The following is a 16,891-nucleotide window of genomic DNA, read 5'->3' as shown; positions in this document are numbered from 1 at the left end:
CGCACCGATAAAGGAAAACATACTAAGTACGCAAGAGCGGACCACCGCCCAGCAGCCCAATCGAAGTCTTCATCCAACGTGTTGAAATCTACTTCGAGCAACTCTTCGCCTTCCGCGGCCTAGAGAGTGAGTCATGTGATTCTTAAATAGGCAGCATGCTGTCGTTTGCGTAAGTTTTTGCATATTTACTTACGCGATGTTGTCGACAGCATTGCAACCTGTATCCACACACGTATTATACGCGTTAAAACTACACATCTGATTTGTTATGCGTATACCAAGAGTTTATTACCCCAATCCAATCCCGTTAGAACAAGAGTTTGAGTTAACTGAAGACGCTGGTCATCACATCGCGACGGTACTGCGCATAAAGCCCAATCGCCCTATTGTGCTTTTTAATGGCGACGGCAATGAATACAGTGCGCAAATCATTAGCGTTCAAAGAAAAAAAGTGACGGTTGAAGCCGACGCTTGTTTATCGCTAGCGAAAGAGTCCCCGCTTCATTTGCACTTAGGTCAAGGTGTATCTAAAGGCGATAGAATGGATACCGTGCTACAAAAAAGCGTGGAACTTGGCGTATCAGAAATAACGCCCGTGATCACTGAACGCTGTACGGTTAAACTCGACGAGTCACGCTGGGAAAAGAAAATTCAGCAATGGCAGAAGATCATTATTGGCGCCTGTGAACAAAGCGGTCGCAACATTATTCCCGCGCTCAACGCCCCGGTTAGTCTTAATCAATGGTTGTCGTCTTCAACCAATACCACAAGATTAGTTCTCGCACCTGGCGCAGAGCAAAGCTTGGCAAGACAACCTTATAATGCTCAAGGCTTTCGTTTGCTTATTGGCCCTGAAGGTGGGTTATCTGAAACAGAAATTCATCAGGCAAACGAAAACGGCTATCAGTCGGTAAGTTTGGGCCCACGTATTTTGCGCACCGAGACAGCAGCGATTACAAGCCTAAGTATTCTTCAAGCTCAGCACGGCGACTTCTAAGTCAGTATTTTAGGCAGCTCTAGAACCAGCATAGTGCTAGCTCAGTAACTTGAAGAATTCAGGTGTGCCCCCATATAAGTTTACAATCAGCTAGGCCATCTGAGCCGGCATTTTATCAACATTCAAGGTGAAAACATTATGCAATATACCGTTGGCGTAATTATGGACCCCATCGCGAGCATTAAGCCACATAAAGATACAAGCTTTGCGATGATGCTTGAAGCTCAGCGCCGCGGTGCAAAGGTTGTATATTTTGAATTAAAAGACCTGTATTTAGACAATGGTAAGCCTATGGGTTTAGGTAAAACCGTATCGGTCAAGGATCAAGCTACAGATTTCTACACCATTGAAGACGAGTCTACGTTGTATTTAGGCGACGTTGATGTGTTACTCATGCGCAAAGATCCTCCTTTTGACAGCGAGTTTTTGTATGCGACTCAGGTGCTGTCGCTTGCGCAGGACGCGGGAGCGCTAGTTGTGAATAACCCTCAAGCGCTTCGCGACTACAACGAGAAGTTGTTTACGTCATACTTCCCAGAACACATTCCCAATACCTTAGTCACGAACAACCAAGCGCTTATCCGTGAGTTTCACGCCAAGCACCAAGACATTATTTGCAAACCCTTAGACGGTATGGGTGGCGCGTCTATCTTTAGAGTGAAGCCTGATGGCAATAACTTAGGCGTTATTATTGAAACCCTAACCAAGTTAGGCACGCGCTACATGATGGTGCAAGAGTACCTTCCAGAGATTAAAGACGGCGACAAGCGCGTACTCATCGTTGATGGCGAAGTCATGCCGTACTGCTTAGCGCGACTGCCTACAAAAGGGGAAACCAGAGGTAACCTAGCCGCTGGCGGTACAGGACGCCCTCAGCCAATCTCAGATTCTGACCGCGCCCTAGCCGAAGCTATCGCGCCAACACTCAAGGAAAATAACATTTTATTTGTAGGACTTGATGTTATTGGCAGCAAAATTACTGAAATAAACATTACTAGCCCAACTTGCGTAAGAGAAATAGAAGCAGCTTACGATGTTAATATAATGGGTGCGCTGTTTGACGCCATTGAAAAGCGCTTAGCCAGTAAATAAAGTAAGGTTGTATTGGTAACACAGTGCAGTTTGTATTGTAGAAAGCAAATATGAGTGGATAGAGCGCCTTTAGCTTCAATAGTGTAAAGGCCCTTACAGAGCAAAAGATAGTAGATAAAAGACAAACTATGACGGAATTAAAAAGCCTACAAAATCATTTTCTGGTCGCGATGCCTAGTTTGGACGATCCGTACTTTTCTCGCTCACTCATTTATATTTGTGAACACAACGCTGAAGGTGCTATGGGTATTGTAGTAAATCAGCCCTCTACCATGAACGTGAAGCAGCTTCTTGAGCAGACTGACAAAGAACTCACTGTGTCTGACGACAAAGCAGAGCAAATCGTGCTGGCTGGCGGTCCTGTAAGCCAAGAGCGAGGATTTGTGCTGCACTCGTCGCAAAGAGAGTGGGCATCTAGCTTAAAGCTTGCACCAGGGGTTATGGTGACCACCTCCAAGGACATTTTGACTGCTATTGCCAATGATGAAGGCCCTGAAGACGTTTTGATTGCTTTGGGGTACGCGGGCTGGACAGCCGGTCAGCTTGAGAAGGAAATGCAGGAAAACGCATGGCTCACCATCGAAGCTGACGAAGAAATTCTGTTTAACACGCCTATGCACAAGAAATGGCAAGCAACAGTAAATAAACTCGGTGTGGATGTATGGCAGCTAGCACCGGGAGCGGGACATGCCTGATATAGGAAACCGTACGGTACTTGCGTTTGATTTTGGTACCAAAAGCATTGGCGTGGCGGTAGGTCAGGAAATTACCGGTACGGCTTCCCCTCTTGCAGCGCTGAAGGCACGAGACGGTATTCCTGACTGGACGTTAATAGAAAAGCTTTACGAAGAATGGCAACCGCATATCGTGGTGGTGGGTTTACCGCTTAATATGGATGGTACTGAGCAGGAGATGACTCAACGCGCCCGCAAATTTGCAAACCGTCTACATGGGCGTTTTAAAGTGGCCGTTGACACCTGTGATGAGCGACTGACTACCACAGACGCTAAAGCCATGCTGTTTGAGTTAGGTGGCTATAAGAAACTGACTAAAGATAAGGTTGATAGTGTGTCGGCCTGTGTAATATTCGCTAGCTGGAGCGAGAGTCAGTACGAATAATTGTTAAGGCCTGTTGACCTTTGTATGCTGCTGGCTCTTGCTATTATTACTTTTCTGCCCCACACTGCCAGCAGACATCAAAAGCAGCGCCGTTTTGTTCACTGCACTCACCACAAATCCAGTCTTCACTAGATACTGCCTTATCGTTTGATTTCTGAATGAAGGGCTCAATAACTTTCGACGCTCTTGCATACCAGCTATCGTCAACAAGCCACACTTCCTGCTGAGAATCTTGCCAAGGCAGCTCTCCGATTGCGCCACTGGCGAACTCATTTTTTACCATATAAGGAATAGATAAAGCGTCAAGCTCGCTGCGAACCGCTTGAAGTTCAAAAGCGTCTTGTGAAGTGAAGAGTTTTTTCAATGGCTACCCTCTTGTTAAACACAAAAGCAGCCCGTGGGCTGCTCATCATGCGAGAAAAACGTGTCTCTCTACTGCTTTATTTCAGTAAGCGTTTCAAATGCAGCTCCCCCTAAAGGGATTTCAGCAGAAAGCGAAAGCAATTAGTCATCCATATCAATAGATACATTTGACAGTGTACCTAAGCTAGAACCGTCGCTGGTATCAAGCTTGATCATTAAGCGCAGGTCATTAGGCGAGTCGGCGTGGTGCAGCGCTTGGTCCATATCAATCTTACCCGCTTTGTACAAATCATACAGGGCCATATCAAAGCTCTGCATGCCCTGCTCTTTGCCTTTTTTCATTGCTTCTTTTAACGCGCCTATTTCATTGCGCTGTATTAGGTCGCGCACTAGCGGCGAATTAAGCAATATTTCTATTGCCGCAACCCTACCCTTGCCGTCTGGAGTTGGTACTAACTGCTGAGCCACGATGGCGCGGATGTTTAAGCTTAAGTCAAAGCGCAACTTATCGTGCTGATCTTTCGGCGCTAAATGCATAATACGTTCAATAGCTTGGTTCGCGTTGTTAGCGTGCAGCGTAGCCACACACAAATGCCCGGTATCAGCAAACGACATGGCATATTCCATAGTTTCCATTGAACGAATTTCACCAATAAGAATGACATCAGGCGCCTGACGTAGCGAACTTTTAAGGGCGTCGTCGAAAGACTGAGTATCTATGCCCACCTCGCGCTGGGTAATAACACAGTTTTTATGCTCATGAACAAACTCAATGGGGTCTTCAATAGTCAGTATATGCCCGTGCGAATTTTCATTTCTATGTCCAATAAGCGCAGCCAGTGACGTGGACTTACCCGTGCCTGTTCCACCTACAAATAGAACCAGACCGCGCTTAGCCATAATAATTTCTTTTAATACTCGCGGCAGACCCAAATCATCAGCTTTCGGAATTTGAGTAACGATGCGGCGAATCACCATGCCCGCTTGGTCACGCTGCCAAAATGCGGAACAGCGGAAACGACCAATGCCCTCTCGTACTATGGCGAAGTTACACTCTTTGGTGGTGTGAAACTCATTCTGCTGTTTTTCGGTCATTGCTTCATGAACCAGCGCCAGCGATGCCTCTTCCGATGTTGCACTTTCCGTCACTGGCGTTAGTTTGCCGTTAATCTTGGCGCTTACGGGGAATCCCGCCGTTACGAACAAATCCGATGCGTTGGTATCGACCATTTTTTGAAGTAATGAATCTAACATGATGGCCTCTAGAAACTGTTCATCGACTGTTTATCAACTGACTTTGCAGCGGCGTCTTGTTTAGTAATAACACCCATCGCCACTAAGCGCTGAAGACACTGATCCATGGTTTGCATACCATGAGCCTGACCCGTTTGAATAACCGAGTACATTTGCGGCACTTTATCTTCGCGAATAAGGTTACGAATAGCGGGGATTCCCACCATAATTTCATGGGCAGCAACCCGGCCTCCGCCTACTTTCTTAAGCAGGGTTTGTGAAATTACCGCGCGCAATGATTCAGACAACATAGAGCGCACCATGGCTTTTTCTTCTGCTGGGAAAACGTCGATGATACGGTCAATGGTTTTTGGTGCAGAGTTGGTGTGTAGTGTGCCAAATACTAAGTGGCCGGTTTCGGCAGCTGAAATGGCAAGACGTATGGTCTCTAGGTCACGTAGCTCACCGACTAGAATAACGTCAGGATCTTCACGAAGTGCCGAGCGCAGAGCGTTATTAAACGAGTGTGTGTCGCGGTGTACTTCCCGTTGGTTTACCAAGCTAAGCTTGTTGTCGTGCACGAATTCGATAGGGTCTTCAATGGTAAGAATGTGCTCGCGCTTATGGGTGTTGATATGATCGACCATGGCCGCAAGCGTGGTACTTTTACCCGAGCCGGTGGCGCCTGTCACAAGTACAATCCCAGTAGGCTGATTTATAATTTCCTTGAAAATTTCAGGCGCGCCAAGGTCATCCAAGGTTAATACTTTACTGGGAATAGTACGTAATACTGCCGCTGCGCCTCGGTTTTGCACAAACGCATTAACACGAAAGCGCGACAGGCCATTTACTTCAAAAGAAAAATCGGTTTCCAGGTTTTCTTCGTATTCTTTGCGCTGCATGTCATTCATAATCTCATAAACGAGACCATGTACTTGTTTGTGATCGAGGGCTGGCACGTTCAGCTTACGCATTTCGCCATCTACACGAATAATTGGTGGTAGGCCCGCTGATAAGTGTAAATCTGAGGCGTTATTCTTAACACTGAAAGCCAAAAGTTCGGTAATATCCACAACCACTTCTCCAAAACAAGGTGAATAATGCAAACAATAGCAGAAAGACTAGATTCCGCACGAAAAGGAATAGACCAAGCCGCTACCAGTGCACATCGTCCACCAAATTCCGTTAAATTGCTAGCGGTTAGCAAAACAAAACCCGTATCAGATATCATGGAAGCGTATGAAGCCGGACAACGTATGTTCGGCGAAAATTACGTGCAGGAAGGTGTTGAAAAGGTTCAGGAACTTTCTCACTTAAGCGATATAGAGTGGCACATGATTGGTCCAATCCAATCGAATAAAACCAAAGTGGTAGCCGAACACTTTGATTGGGTTCAGTCTGTAGATAGAGAAAAAATTGCTCGTCGCTTAAACGAACAGCGGCCTGACTCAATGCCGCCGTTAAACGTGTGCATTCAGGTTAATATTGATGACGAAGAGAGTAAGTCTGGGGTAGCCCTAAGTGAATTAGATGCGCTAGTGGAGTTTGTTAACTCTCAAGAGCACCTGACTTTGCGTGGTTTAATGGCGATTCCTAAAGCTGATCCTAGTGAAGAACAGCAGCACGCCACACTGTCTAAGCTAAAAGAATTATTCGACCACTACCATACATCATTGAGCAATTTTGATACCCTATCCGTAGGAATGAGTAGTGATATGGCTGAAGCGATTCAACACGGGTCGACTATGGTGCGAATCGGTACCGCTATTTTCGGTAAGCGAAACTAGCGCGCTAATCTGAATGATAGCGCTTCGCCTCGCTACACAGACTTAAACGCAACCAACAAATAGGATTTACATGCAACAGAAAAAATTAGCATTTATTGGCGCGGGTAACATGAGCCGCAGCATCATCAGTGGTCTTATCAAATCTGGGTACGCAAAAGAAAATATCCTTGCGGCAAACCCTTCCACACCAAAGTTAGACGGCCTGAAGGCCGAGTTTGGTATTCACACTACCCAGTCTAACGATGAAGCCTGCCAATTCGCTGATGCCATAGTGCTTGCGGTAAAACCACAAATAATGGGCGATATGTGCGGCGAGCTTCAGAAAAACAACGACCTATCGGGCAAGTTGTTTATGAGCATTGCAGCAGGACTTCCGGTAGCCAGATTGCAAGAAATGCTAGGTGGTGAATACCCCGTTGTTCGCATTATGCCAAACACGCCGAGCTTGTTAGGTAAAGGCATGTCTGGAATGTATGCCGACGACACGGTTTCTGAGTCGGACAGGCAATACGTTGACGATGTAATGAACAGCGTTGGCGAAACAGTTTGGGTAGATAAAGAAGAAGGTATTAACGGCGTGATCGCTGCAGCGGGCAGCAGTCCTGCTTATTTCTTCTTGTTCTTACAAAATATGCAGGAAGAAGCCATGAACATGGGGTTTGATAAAGCGCAATCCCGCTTAATGGTTCAACAAGCGATGTTAGGCGCAGCCGAAATGGTTTGTAACAACCCAGACCTTGAATTAAGTGAGCTTCGTGCCCAAGTTACGTCTAAGGGCGGCACTACCGCAGAAGCCGTCAACACTTTCATTAATGAAGGTTTAAAAGATATTGTCAGCAAGTCGATGCGCGCCGCCGTAGCACGTGCTGAAGAAATGGCAAAACAGCTATAACGTTTTAGGAAAAACACAACATGAACGCAACGGTATTTTTGGTTGATACCTTATTTAGCCTTTATTTGATGGTGGTTATTCTGCGCCTTTGGTTACAAATGGTTCAGGCAGATTTTTATAATCCACTCAGTCAATTTGTAGTAAAAGCAACCCACCCTATCGTGGGGCCGTTGCGCCGTATTATTCCGTCAATCGGCAGGTTCGACACCGCTACTTTTGTGTTAGCGGTAGCGGTATGCGCGCTCAAGCTAATAACCCTAGGGTTAATGTTTGGCGGTAGTCTAAACCCAGTCGGCATTGCGATTTTGTCAGTAATTGGTGTGATAAAAGAAGCCCTGTCGTTAATGTTCTGGGTGTTACTACTACGCGCTATTTTGAGCTGGGTGTCACAAGGTCAGTCTCCGGTTGACTATGTTCTGTATCAGCTAACCGAGCCGTTTTTAGCGCCAATACGCAAAGTCATTCCACCATTGGGCGGTTTGGACTTATCAGTGCTTATTGCCATCATTGCATTACAGTTTTTACAGCTTCTGATCCAAGACACTTTCCCTATGTAACTAATGTCAGTTCAAGACACTGTTAGGGAAAGTATTGGTCTTGCAGTTTGGTTCATAGAGCAAAACAAGCTGTAATGGGTAAGAATTAAAAACAAGATGAAGGCAGAGGTAGTTTCTATCATGGGTAGAATAAAACATATCAAAAAAGCTTACGTAGCACTTCTTGCGATGGCTATGTCATGCTTAAGCGTTTCCGCATTTGCCGAGCAGAAGCAAACGCTTGGTGAATGGGATGTTCACTATATGGTGGTGAGTACGCCATTTCTCACACCTGAAGTGGCGGCTAGCTACGGCATTGTGAGAAGTAAGTTTAATGCGTTGGTTAACATTTCGGTGTTAGACAAAGTTTCCGGTGAAGCGCAACGGGCAGATGTCACAGGTACGGCTAAGAATCTGTTAGGTAACTCGCGTAAGCTGACTTTCAAAAAGGTGGAAGAAGGTGATGCTATCTATTACCTTGCCGTGCTGCCATTTCGCGATCAGGAAACCTTTAGGTTTGAGATTGACGTTCAAAAAGGTAGCAGCAAACAAACGCTGAAGTTTCAGCAAAAAATGTACGTTGACGAGTAATTTATAAGGCGAGCACTGCTTTAATAAAGCCAACATCATAAGTAAGCGCTCACCTGTAACGCACTCATGCTTGTGATGAAAAGCAGTGATTAACGAAGCGAGATATCCGTTAGCCCGGTATCTCGCTTTTTTATTATGTTAAAAATAGGGTAACTGCACTTTACCAATTGAATGTGGTGGTAAATAATCAAAGCAACTGGTCGGGCAAGTTAGTGTGGTCGGATTATGTGTAACCATTAGCACTTAAGTCATGAAAGACAGATGAGCACTGCGCCGCAGCAAAGAGCGACATGCACTAACTGCCTTCATAGCAAATAAAAAGAGAACAATTATGAATACGCCCTCGTCTCAGACAGCTACACCACAGTCTGCCCACAATTCAGAACAACTCTCACCTTACTTCCCTAACTTATTATCTCCGTTGGATTTGGGATTTACTCAACTTCGCAACCGTACCCTAATGGGTTCAATGCATTTAGGTTTGGAAGAAGAGAAAGGCGGATTTGACAAACTTGCTGCGTTTTACGCTGAGCGAGCAAAAGGTGGTGCGGGGCTAATCGTAACAGGTGGTATTAGCCCTAATATTTCAGGTTGGGTAGCGCCCTTTGCTGGCAGAATGACCCGCTCTCGCCACGCGAAAAAGCACCGTGTTATTACCGACGCTGTGCATAAGGAAGACGGCAAAATTTGCATGCAAATATTGCATTCAGGCCGTTACGGTTATCACCCACTTGCTGTTTCGGCTTCACCTATGAAGTCGCCTATTACCCCTTTTAAGCCTCGCGAATTGTCCTCACTTGGCGTAAGAAGCACAATAAAAGACTACGTAAAATGTGCAGCCCTTGCCCAGCAAGCAGGCTATGACGGCGTGGAAATTATGGGTTCTGAAGGCTACCTCATAAATCAGTTTTTCTGTGAGCGCACCAATCATAGAAATGATGAATGGGGTGGCAGCCTAGAAAATCGGGCTCGTCTGGCAATAGAAATAGTAAAAGGTGTACGCGAGAAAGTGGGCACTAACTTCATTATTATTTATCGCCTGTCTATGCTGGACTTAGTCGAAGGCGGCGCTAAGTGGGACGAGGTTGTATATTTAGCCAAAGAAATCGAAAAAGCAGGCGCTACGCTAATTAATACCGGCATTGGATGGCACGAAGCGCGGGTACCTACTATTTCCACATCGGTGCCTCGCGCGGCGTTTACCTGGATAACCGAACGCATGAAAAAAGAGGTGTCTATCCCTCTTATTACCACTAACCGTATCAATACGCCTGAAGTTGCAGAATCTGTACTCGCACAAGGCCATGCTGATATGGTATCGATGGCGCGACCTTTCTTGGCTGACGCTCACTTTGTAGCGAAGGCTATGCGCAATGAGTCTAAGCTAATCAACACGTGTATTGCCTGTAACCAGGCTTGCCTAGACCATGCATTCGAACAAAAGCGTGCAAGTTGCTTGGTAAACCCACAAGCGTGCTACGAGACCGAACTTACCTTTCCCCCTACTCACAATAAGAAAAAACTAGCGGTAGTAGGTGCAGGGCCTGCGGGTTTGGCGTTTTCCATGTATGCCGCAGAGCGCGGTCACGAGGTACATCTATTTGATAAAGCCAGTGAAATTGGCGGTCAATTTAATTACGCCAAGCAAGTGCCGGGTAAAGAAGAGTTTTACGAAACCCTACGCTACTTTGACAATCAGCTAGCTCGAGTGGGCGTTACGGTTCACCTTAACACCGAGATTAACGCAGAAAGACTTGCCGATGAGAAGTTTGATGAAGTGGTGCTAGCCACCGGTATTAATCCTCGTACGCTTACAATTGAAGGGCACGACCACCCTAAAGTGATGAGTTATTTAGACGTATTGCGCGACCACAAGCCAGTAGGCAAGAAAGTGGCTATTGTTGGCGCTGGCGGCATTGGTTTTGATGTAGCGGAATTCCTGGTAGAACACGAAAATCTAGCCAAAGATAAAGAAAAGTGGCTAGCGCACTGGGGTATAGATAAAGATTATTCTGCTCCTGGCGCACTAAAAGAAAAAGCCATAGAGGCTTCTGAGCGGGAAGTGTATCTGCTACAACGTAAAACGTCTAAAGTAGGTAAAGGGCTGGGCAAAACTACGGGCTGGATCCATAGGCAATCGTTGAAACACCACAATGTTCAAATGATTAATGGCGTGAGCTACGAGAAAGTGGACGATGAAGGTCTACACGTGCTGATTAACGACACGCCTAAAATACTGCCGGTCGATAACGTCATTGTATGTGCTGGTCAGGAGCCGTTTAAGCCTCTGCAACAACCTCTAGAAGAGGCAGGATTTACCGTGCACATTATCGGCGGTGCTGACGTAGCGGCTGAACTTGATGCTAAACGCGCTATCCGTCAAGGCGCTGAACTGGCAGCGCGAATTTAAAACTGATCGAACATGATAGCGTTGCCGTCCGGGTCTTTAACAATTAGATGCCCGGGGCCGCTATCGCCTTTCACAGGCACGTCTAAAGCGATGCCTTGTTCAACTAGATTTGCCTGAAGTGCCCTAACATCACTTGGGTTGAAGGTCATAATGTTATCTTCAAACATCCCTTCGAATAACCCAATCATGGTGGTGCCATTTTTCATCATTAACCATTTATCTTCCACCGAGCCGCATGAAGGCATGGCTTCAAAGCCCAAGGCCTCATAAAACGTCTTCGACTTGCTGATGTCTTTAACCGTTAAACTTAACGAAAATAGCCCTAACTCCACTTTATTCTCCCTTAAATTTCGTAACCATTGTTCACTTATACCAATTAATACTCTAGTGAAGCTTTTGAACAATATCACTGCCATTAGTCGCAAAAAGAAAAAAGCCAGTAATACTGAATATTACTGGCTTTACGTCAAATATCGGCGTCTTACTGCTCTTAACCTAACGCTGATTGCGCTGTAAAAAGTTTAAATAAAAATATTATTCCTTAACTTTTTTGACTAGCGATCCAGCGATCAATTTTCTGCTCAAGAATAGCAAGTGGAATGCCGCCCGTGTTTAACACTTGTGCGTGGAACTCTCGGATATCGAAATCATCACCTAATGCCTTCTCTGCGCGCGCGCGTAATTCTTGAATTTTAAGCGCGCCCACTTTGTAAGATAGCGCTTGCGACGGGATCGCAATATAACGCTCTACCTCGGCTACAACTTCTGTGCGGGTCATGCCTGAGTTATCAAGCATAAAGTCGATGGCTTGTTCGCGGGTCCAACCTTTCGCGTGAATACCTGTGTCTACCACCAAACGCATGGCGCGCAACTGCTCATCTTGAAGCGTGCCATAACGATTCCATGGATCGTCAAAGAACCCCATTTCATACCCTAGCGTTTCAGAATACAGCGCCCAACCTTCACCGAAGGCTGGTAGGAAGCTAAAGCGCATGAATGAAGGTAGCGCTTCATTTTCTTGCGCTAGACTCACTTGGAAATGGTGACCTGGAGCGCCTTCGTGTAGGTACAAGGTGACGTTTCCAGTGGTTAAACGGCTAGGCAAATCGTAGGCATTAAAGTAGAAAGTACCTGGACGAGAGCCATCTGGCGTGCCCGGCTGATATGATCCACCCGCACTAAATTGCTCGATAGCAGGGTCGTAGGGTTTTATTTCTAACTCAGACTTCGGCAATAGCGAAAAGTACTGATCAATTTTCTCATCAACTTCACGTCCAATATCATAATAGCTCTGTGTGAGCGCTTCACGGCTTTCAGGCTTGAACTTAGGATCGGTACGTACATAGTCGAAGAATTCGTTTAATGTCCCTTCAAACTTCACTTCGTCCTTAATTTCAAGCATGTCATTTTTGATACGCTTAACTTCTTTTAAACCAAGGTTATGCAGTTCATCAGGCGTCATTGGTAGTGTCGTTGAACCTTCCACCATCAATTGATAAAGCTTTGCACCACCTTTCATATCGCTAAGGCCAATGCTTTCACGTGCAATAGGCAAATACTCATCGCGAAGGAAGTCGCGCATACGCGTGGTTGCATCGTAAATCTCTTGCGTCGCTTTCTCGTAGTCAGCGGTTAAACGGGCTTTTTCTTCGTCAGAGAAACTTTCTGGGAACATAGTAATTGGCCCCCAAAACTGTGACTCTTTAATTGGGATAGCCAGCTGAGTATCGAACTGCTTGATCACGCGATCGATTGTCAGCTTAGTTTCAAGAACACCGCTTTCCATGCCCTCGCGGAACTTTCCGATAGCGCGGTCAGAAATAGCAATGTAATCCTTATGGCGAGATAAGTTATTTTCGTAATCTTCTACTGTTTTAAATGGCGCTGCGCCCTTTCCGCTCGCGAAGGTCGGGTAGAAGGTGTGGAACCCACTGAAGTGATTAACAGGACGCACTTCCGTTAGCGCTTCAATCTCGTCGGTAGACATTTTTAGCGAGCGCTCTTCGTTGTATTTAAATACGTCGTAGGCGAGTTTATCGGTGTCGCTTAACTTACTGCGGTCAATTTGTTTAAGCTCTGACAAGTTTAGCAATGTCGCTGTTTTTCCCGCTAAAGCGTGAGAGTCTGTTAAGAAGTCGCCCATTCTGTCCGCGTAACGCATGTCGCCGCGAAAAATGGCCATGATTGGGTTTAGCTCAATATCACGCTGGTCAGCGGCTGCAAATAACGCAAAAAGTTTCTCGTGCTCAGACGCTTCTTTTGACACTGAAGTACTTTTTGATGAACTCTGCACATTTGCGTTGCCGTGTTCATGTGCCACTGCTGAGCTAAGGCCCAGTGCCATGGTTACTGCACTACTTACAAGTAGTGTTTTGAATGCTTTCATTTTTTTGTTCCCTTGTTATTTCTTCTCTGTTTTTGCGTATATTTCGCAAAAAAAGCGCTGTCGTTATGTGTTTTCTTGATTCTATATACCGCGTGATAAGCGCATTTAACCCTAATAATGCGTACCTGACGCCGATATCAGGCATACCGCCGATACAATACAATTCAGCGTTTACTTAATAAGTCACAGGTTCACATGGTATCTATTCATGTAAGGTTTTTCGGGCTGCACCATTTATTCAGGCAAATGATCCATCTCTTTTCGCCACGCCCTCTCATACGCATCACGGCCTAATACACGTTGTGCGTACGCGGCTACATTGTCTGTTTTACCGTCTAGCGTGATATCTAGCTTGCTGCCTTTTGCCCACGCCAAAATATGACCGGCTATTATGTCGGCCATGGTAAACATGGTGCCGCATACAAATTCTTTATCGCCCAGCATAGAAGAAAATACGGGCAACACGCGCTTGAACTCCCACACCGCTACATCACGCATTTGTTCAAGTCTTTGCTCTCTAGGCAACGCAAAGGTGTGCTTTGCTAAATTCCAAATCGGTTGCTCTAACTCATTGGTAAGGAACAGCATCATTTCTTCATATTTGGCTCGCTCGAAGCTACCAGGCTCTGGAATGAATTCATGCAAGCCGTGACGTTCAGCTAAAAAAGTGACGATAGCCGCCGATTCCGTCAAGGTACCTTCTGGCGTCGAAAGCGCTGGGATTTTAGAGGCAGGACTGATGGCTTTATATTCTTCTGACAGGTGTTGCCCTTGTTTTAAGTCAACTAAGCTGTACTCAAAAGGTAAACCTAGCTCTTCCAGTGCCCATGCCACGCGAACCGAGCGAGTTTTCGGATATCCGTAAAGTGTATACATACCTATGCCCTTGCTTATGTAATGTGAGCTAACTGTAAGTCGAATAGGAAAAAAGTGCTACTGCCATATTGTTACTGAGTTTTAACACTGTAACTTCTGTATGACAGTACCGCCTACTTATGGAGAGGCTCCATATCCAAAGACCATATAAAGAGGCTACCTTCAAAAAGAGTGAAAATAATAAGGAAAAGCCAAAAAGATAAGGTAATGGTCGGTAACTTTTTCACGTAACCAATATAATGATTTCCGTAAATGCCAGTAGCTATGCGCTAACACACAACTCGGTTGTCGCTTCACCGCCCTAGTATTCCTAGTCTTGCGTAGTATCCCTGAGTTATGCGCCACAATGGTTCACTTTATGCTCATCTCACTTCAATGCTTTTAACAAATTCGTTAATAATTGAGTGAAGGAGAACACGATGAAGAAACGTTTACTATCTACCTTAGCAGGTTCACTGACATTAATGTTAAGTGCGAGCAGTTTCGCAGGTCATCATGATAGTGATGGAAAAGAAGTGATAATGAATAACCTGGAAACAGGGATGAGCATGGGCTCAGTAGTGGTGAGCAGTTATGATGATGACGGTGTAGTATTTACGCCAAACCTGTCAGGGTTAACCCCGGGCATTCATGGTTTTCATGTTCATCAAAATGGTGACTGTTCACCCTCAATGAAAGATGGGCAAAAAGTGTTAGGCGGCGCAGCGGGCGGCCATTTCGATCCAGAAGATACCGGTAAACACCGTGCTCCTTGGTCTGAAAAGGGTCACGAGGGTGATCTACCCGTGCTTTATGTTGATGAAAATGGAAACGCAACCCAGCCTATCTTTGCACCAGAGCTTGAGTTAGATGATATTGAAGGCCGCGCTTTAATGATTCACGCAGGTGGCGACAATTACTCTGATTCACCTAAAAAGTTAGGTGGCGGTGGTGACCGCGTAGCATGTGGCGTAATTGGGAAATAAACTAACGCTACCTCATGTTATAAAATCAACGATCTTATACAGAAAAGCGGCTTCAAAAGCCGCTTTTTTATAGTTCACTTGATAAAAACAACTTGCCTGGTCTTGTCTAACAAAGCGAGTCCTATCTTTCGATAAGGATAGTAATAACCTTTGTCCCTTATTCGATATTCAATCGGTATTCCAATGTGATGTTGGCATTAAGAAGTTGAGATACAGGGCAATTTTCTTTTGCTTCCTGTGCAATTTTCTCAAACTCATCTTCGGTAATCCCTTCAACCTCAGCATCTAAGCTTAGTGCCGATTGAGTTATTTCAAAGCCGTCATCGTTTTTCTCTAAACTGATTTTTGCAGTGGTATTTAACTCGCCGTTATCGTATCCCGCGTCTGAAAGCGCAAAAGAAAGTGCCATGGTGAAGCAACTCGCATGCGCCGCACCAATTAATTCCTCGGGGTTGGTTCCCTTTCCATTTTCAAACCGCGTGTTAAAACCATAAGGCTGGTTCGATAAAGCACCGGTTTGTGTAGAAATGCTCCCCTTTCCCTTTTTACCTAGCGGCTTGTAAACTGCACTACCTGATTTGACTATCGACATATCATCTTTCCTTTCATTTTAACTAAACTGATTTTCATGTAGTTGGATAAGATGCAAGTGCTCTGCCGATCATAAGAAATCGCTCTATTCCTTGTCATAGCGGCTTTACAGCCTCATCTTGTAAATGGTGGAATCAGAGACAGTTCCCTTTTTGAAAGAAGACTACAGAGTGAGATGAAAATTTTACTTACATCCTTTTAGTCTTTTTCAGTACCTATGCTTTCGCGCAAAGCCTCAAGCTTCGCAATGTGCGCTTAGAAAAAATGTACGCTTGTAAAACAAAAATGGAATTAACTCGCTGCACCGCGATGAAATTAATTTCAGCTGAAACCGTTCTTTATTTGTTAACCGTATATCTTCGCAAACTGGGGTCTGACGAATTAAACGCGAAGGTCGCTACAACGTTAAACCAACACATAAAAGGTGAATGATGAAATTAACACTTTCTGCAGTTTTTATTAGCACAGCGTTGAGCGCTTCGTTTTTTACGCCATCAACAAGTGCCGACGAGGCCATTCTAGCTGGGGGCTGCTTTTGGTGCATGGAGTCTGATTTTGAAAAGCTAGACGGGGTTACTGATGTGGTGTCGGGGTTCACTGGCGGAAGCGCGCCAAATCCGACTTATAATGGCAATCACAAGGGACACTTTGAGGCGGTAAAGATCACCTACGACGGCGATATGCTTTCTTATAATGATATTCTCGATCATTTTTGGGTGAACATTGACCCTTTCGATGACCGAGGTCAGTTTTGTGATAAGGGACCCAGTTACTTAAGCGCCATCTTTGTAGCAAACGATAAAGAACGTGCTATAGCAGAAAAAACAAAAGCTGACGTGGTAGCCCAATTTCCCAATAAAAAGGTGGTAACGCCCATACTCGATGCTTCTACCTTTTATCCGATAAAAGGCGACGAAATTGGCCATCAAGATTTTTATAAAAAAAGTCCCGTTCGCTATAAGTTCTACCGATGGAACTGTGGGCGTGACCAGCGCTTGGAAGAAATTTGGGGCGAGAAAGCCTTGGGTAAGAATAAGTCTTAGCCCAGCAACT

The 16,891-nt window shown here is 45.4% G+C and carries 18 protein-coding genes; 11 read left to right on the top strand and 7 right to left on the bottom strand.

Features of this window, described 5'->3' with window-relative positions; genetic code table 11:
• Positions 1 to 268 precede the first annotated feature (268 nt).
• The 4 genes from QME20_RS13545 to ruvX all read left to right on the top strand — a co-directional run bounded on the left by QME20_RS13545 (position 269) and on the right by ruvX (position 3,208).
• On the top strand, positions 269 to 997 hold the full coding sequence (locus tag QME20_RS13545; RefSeq protein ID WP_014980069.1) for a 16S rRNA (uracil(1498)-N(3))-methyltransferase: 729 nt from the start codon (positions 269 to 271) through the stop codon (positions 995 to 997).
• A 138-nt stretch (positions 998 to 1,135) separates the two neighbouring features.
• A complete protein-coding gene (gshB, locus tag QME20_RS13540) occupies positions 1,136 to 2,089 on the top strand; it encodes a glutathione synthase (protein WP_049586041.1) in 954 nt (317 codons plus the stop codon).
• Between the two features lie 128 nt (positions 2,090 to 2,217).
• Positions 2,218 to 2,784: a YqgE/AlgH family protein gene (locus QME20_RS13535; RefSeq protein WP_014950460.1), complete on the top strand. Its 567-nt coding sequence runs from the start codon at positions 2,218 to 2,220 to the stop codon at positions 2,782 to 2,784.
• Positions 2,777 to 3,208, top strand: coding sequence for a Holliday junction resolvase RuvX (ruvX, locus tag QME20_RS13530; RefSeq protein ID WP_014980071.1), 432 nt, complete (start codon positions 2,777 to 2,779; stop codon positions 3,206 to 3,208). The genes QME20_RS13535 and ruvX overlap by 8 nt, the downstream gene beginning before the upstream one ends.
• Positions 3,209 to 3,254: 46 nt before the next feature.
• Here ruvX and QME20_RS13525 read toward each other — a convergent pair whose 3' ends face one another.
• From QME20_RS13525 to QME20_RS13515, 3 genes are all read right to left on the bottom strand, one after another.
• Complete coding sequence (locus QME20_RS13525; RefSeq protein ID WP_061095730.1) at positions 3,255 to 3,572, bottom strand: DUF2007 domain-containing protein; 318 nt, start codon at positions 3,570 to 3,572, stop codon at positions 3,255 to 3,257.
• 140 nt (positions 3,573 to 3,712) lie between these two features.
• Positions 3,713 to 4,825 (bottom strand): PilT/PilU family type 4a pilus ATPase, encoded by a 1,113-nt coding sequence (locus tag QME20_RS13520; RefSeq protein WP_014977241.1) that lies wholly within the window; start codon positions 4,823 to 4,825, stop codon positions 3,713 to 3,715.
• A gap of 8 nt (positions 4,826 to 4,833) precedes the next feature.
• Positions 4,834 to 5,877, bottom strand: a complete 1,044-nt coding sequence (locus QME20_RS13515; protein ID WP_014950464.1) for a type IV pilus twitching motility protein PilT — start codon at positions 5,875 to 5,877, stop codon at positions 4,834 to 4,836.
• A 27-nt stretch (positions 5,878 to 5,904) separates the two neighbouring features.
• Between QME20_RS13515 and QME20_RS13510 the strand changes: the two genes are divergently transcribed.
• The 5 genes from QME20_RS13510 to QME20_RS13490 all read left to right on the top strand — a co-directional run bounded on the left by QME20_RS13510 (position 5,905) and on the right by QME20_RS13490 (position 11,020).
• Positions 5,905 to 6,591: a YggS family pyridoxal phosphate-dependent enzyme gene (locus tag QME20_RS13510; protein ID WP_014999303.1), complete on the top strand. Its 687-nt coding sequence runs from the start codon at positions 5,905 to 5,907 to the stop codon at positions 6,589 to 6,591.
• A 70-nt stretch (positions 6,592 to 6,661) separates the two neighbouring features.
• The gene (gene proC, locus QME20_RS13505; protein ID WP_014950466.1) at positions 6,662 to 7,483 is read left to right on the top strand and encodes a pyrroline-5-carboxylate reductase; all 822 of its coding nucleotides are present in this window, start codon (positions 6,662 to 6,664) and stop codon (positions 7,481 to 7,483) included.
• Between the two features lie 20 nt (positions 7,484 to 7,503).
• Complete coding sequence (locus QME20_RS13500; protein WP_014977243.1) at positions 7,504 to 8,040, top strand: YggT family protein; 537 nt, start codon at positions 7,504 to 7,506, stop codon at positions 8,038 to 8,040.
• A gap of 96 nt (positions 8,041 to 8,136) precedes the next feature.
• Positions 8,137 to 8,610 (top strand): DUF4426 domain-containing protein, encoded by a 474-nt coding sequence (locus QME20_RS13495; RefSeq protein WP_014977244.1) that lies wholly within the window; start codon positions 8,137 to 8,139, stop codon positions 8,608 to 8,610.
• Between the two features lie 331 nt (positions 8,611 to 8,941).
• Complete coding sequence (locus QME20_RS13490) at positions 8,942 to 11,020, top strand: NADPH-dependent 2,4-dienoyl-CoA reductase (protein ID WP_281716069.1); 2,079 nt, start codon at positions 8,942 to 8,944, stop codon at positions 11,018 to 11,020.
• Here QME20_RS13490 and QME20_RS13485 read toward each other — a convergent pair.
• From QME20_RS13485 to QME20_RS13475, 3 genes are all read right to left on the bottom strand, one after another.
• A complete protein-coding gene (locus tag QME20_RS13485; RefSeq protein ID WP_014950470.1) occupies positions 11,017 to 11,352 on the bottom strand; it encodes a VOC family protein in 336 nt (111 codons plus the stop codon). The genes QME20_RS13490 and QME20_RS13485 overlap by 4 nt on opposite strands.
• A gap of 209 nt (positions 11,353 to 11,561) precedes the next feature.
• Positions 11,562 to 13,406, bottom strand: coding sequence for a DUF885 domain-containing protein (locus QME20_RS13480; RefSeq protein WP_131138298.1), 1,845 nt, complete (start codon positions 13,404 to 13,406; stop codon positions 11,562 to 11,564).
• A gap of 234 nt (positions 13,407 to 13,640) precedes the next feature.
• Positions 13,641 to 14,282: a glutathione S-transferase family protein gene (locus QME20_RS13475; protein WP_281716068.1), complete on the bottom strand. Its 642-nt coding sequence runs from the start codon at positions 14,280 to 14,282 to the stop codon at positions 13,641 to 13,643.
• Between the two features lie 419 nt (positions 14,283 to 14,701).
• Here QME20_RS13475 and sodC point away from each other — a divergent pair, with 419 nt between their 5' ends.
• On the top strand, positions 14,702 to 15,247 hold the full coding sequence (gene sodC / locus QME20_RS13470) for a superoxide dismutase family protein (RefSeq protein WP_049586032.1): 546 nt from the start codon (positions 14,702 to 14,704) through the stop codon (positions 15,245 to 15,247).
• Positions 15,248 to 15,404: 157 nt separating this feature from the next.
• On the opposite strand, the gene QME20_RS13465 is transcribed toward sodC, so the two are convergent.
• Positions 15,405 to 15,839, bottom strand: coding sequence for an OsmC family protein (locus QME20_RS13465; RefSeq protein WP_281716067.1), 435 nt, complete (start codon positions 15,837 to 15,839; stop codon positions 15,405 to 15,407).
• Positions 15,840 to 16,269: 430 nt separating this feature from the next.
• On the opposite strand from QME20_RS13465, the gene msrA reads away from it, so the two are divergent.
• Complete coding sequence (msrA, locus tag QME20_RS13460) at positions 16,270 to 16,881, top strand: peptide-methionine (S)-S-oxide reductase MsrA (RefSeq protein WP_049586029.1); 612 nt, start codon at positions 16,270 to 16,272, stop codon at positions 16,879 to 16,881.
• Positions 16,882 to 16,891 lie beyond the last annotated feature (10 nt).

This window comes from Alteromonas sp. CyTr2, from assembly GCF_947311905.1.
In the GTDB taxonomy this organism is placed as follows: domain Bacteria; phylum Pseudomonadota; class Gammaproteobacteria; order Enterobacterales; family Alteromonadaceae; genus Alteromonas; species Alteromonas macleodii.
Note: the sequence above shows the minus strand (reverse complement) of the source record. Positions and strands in the feature narration are given on the sequence as shown.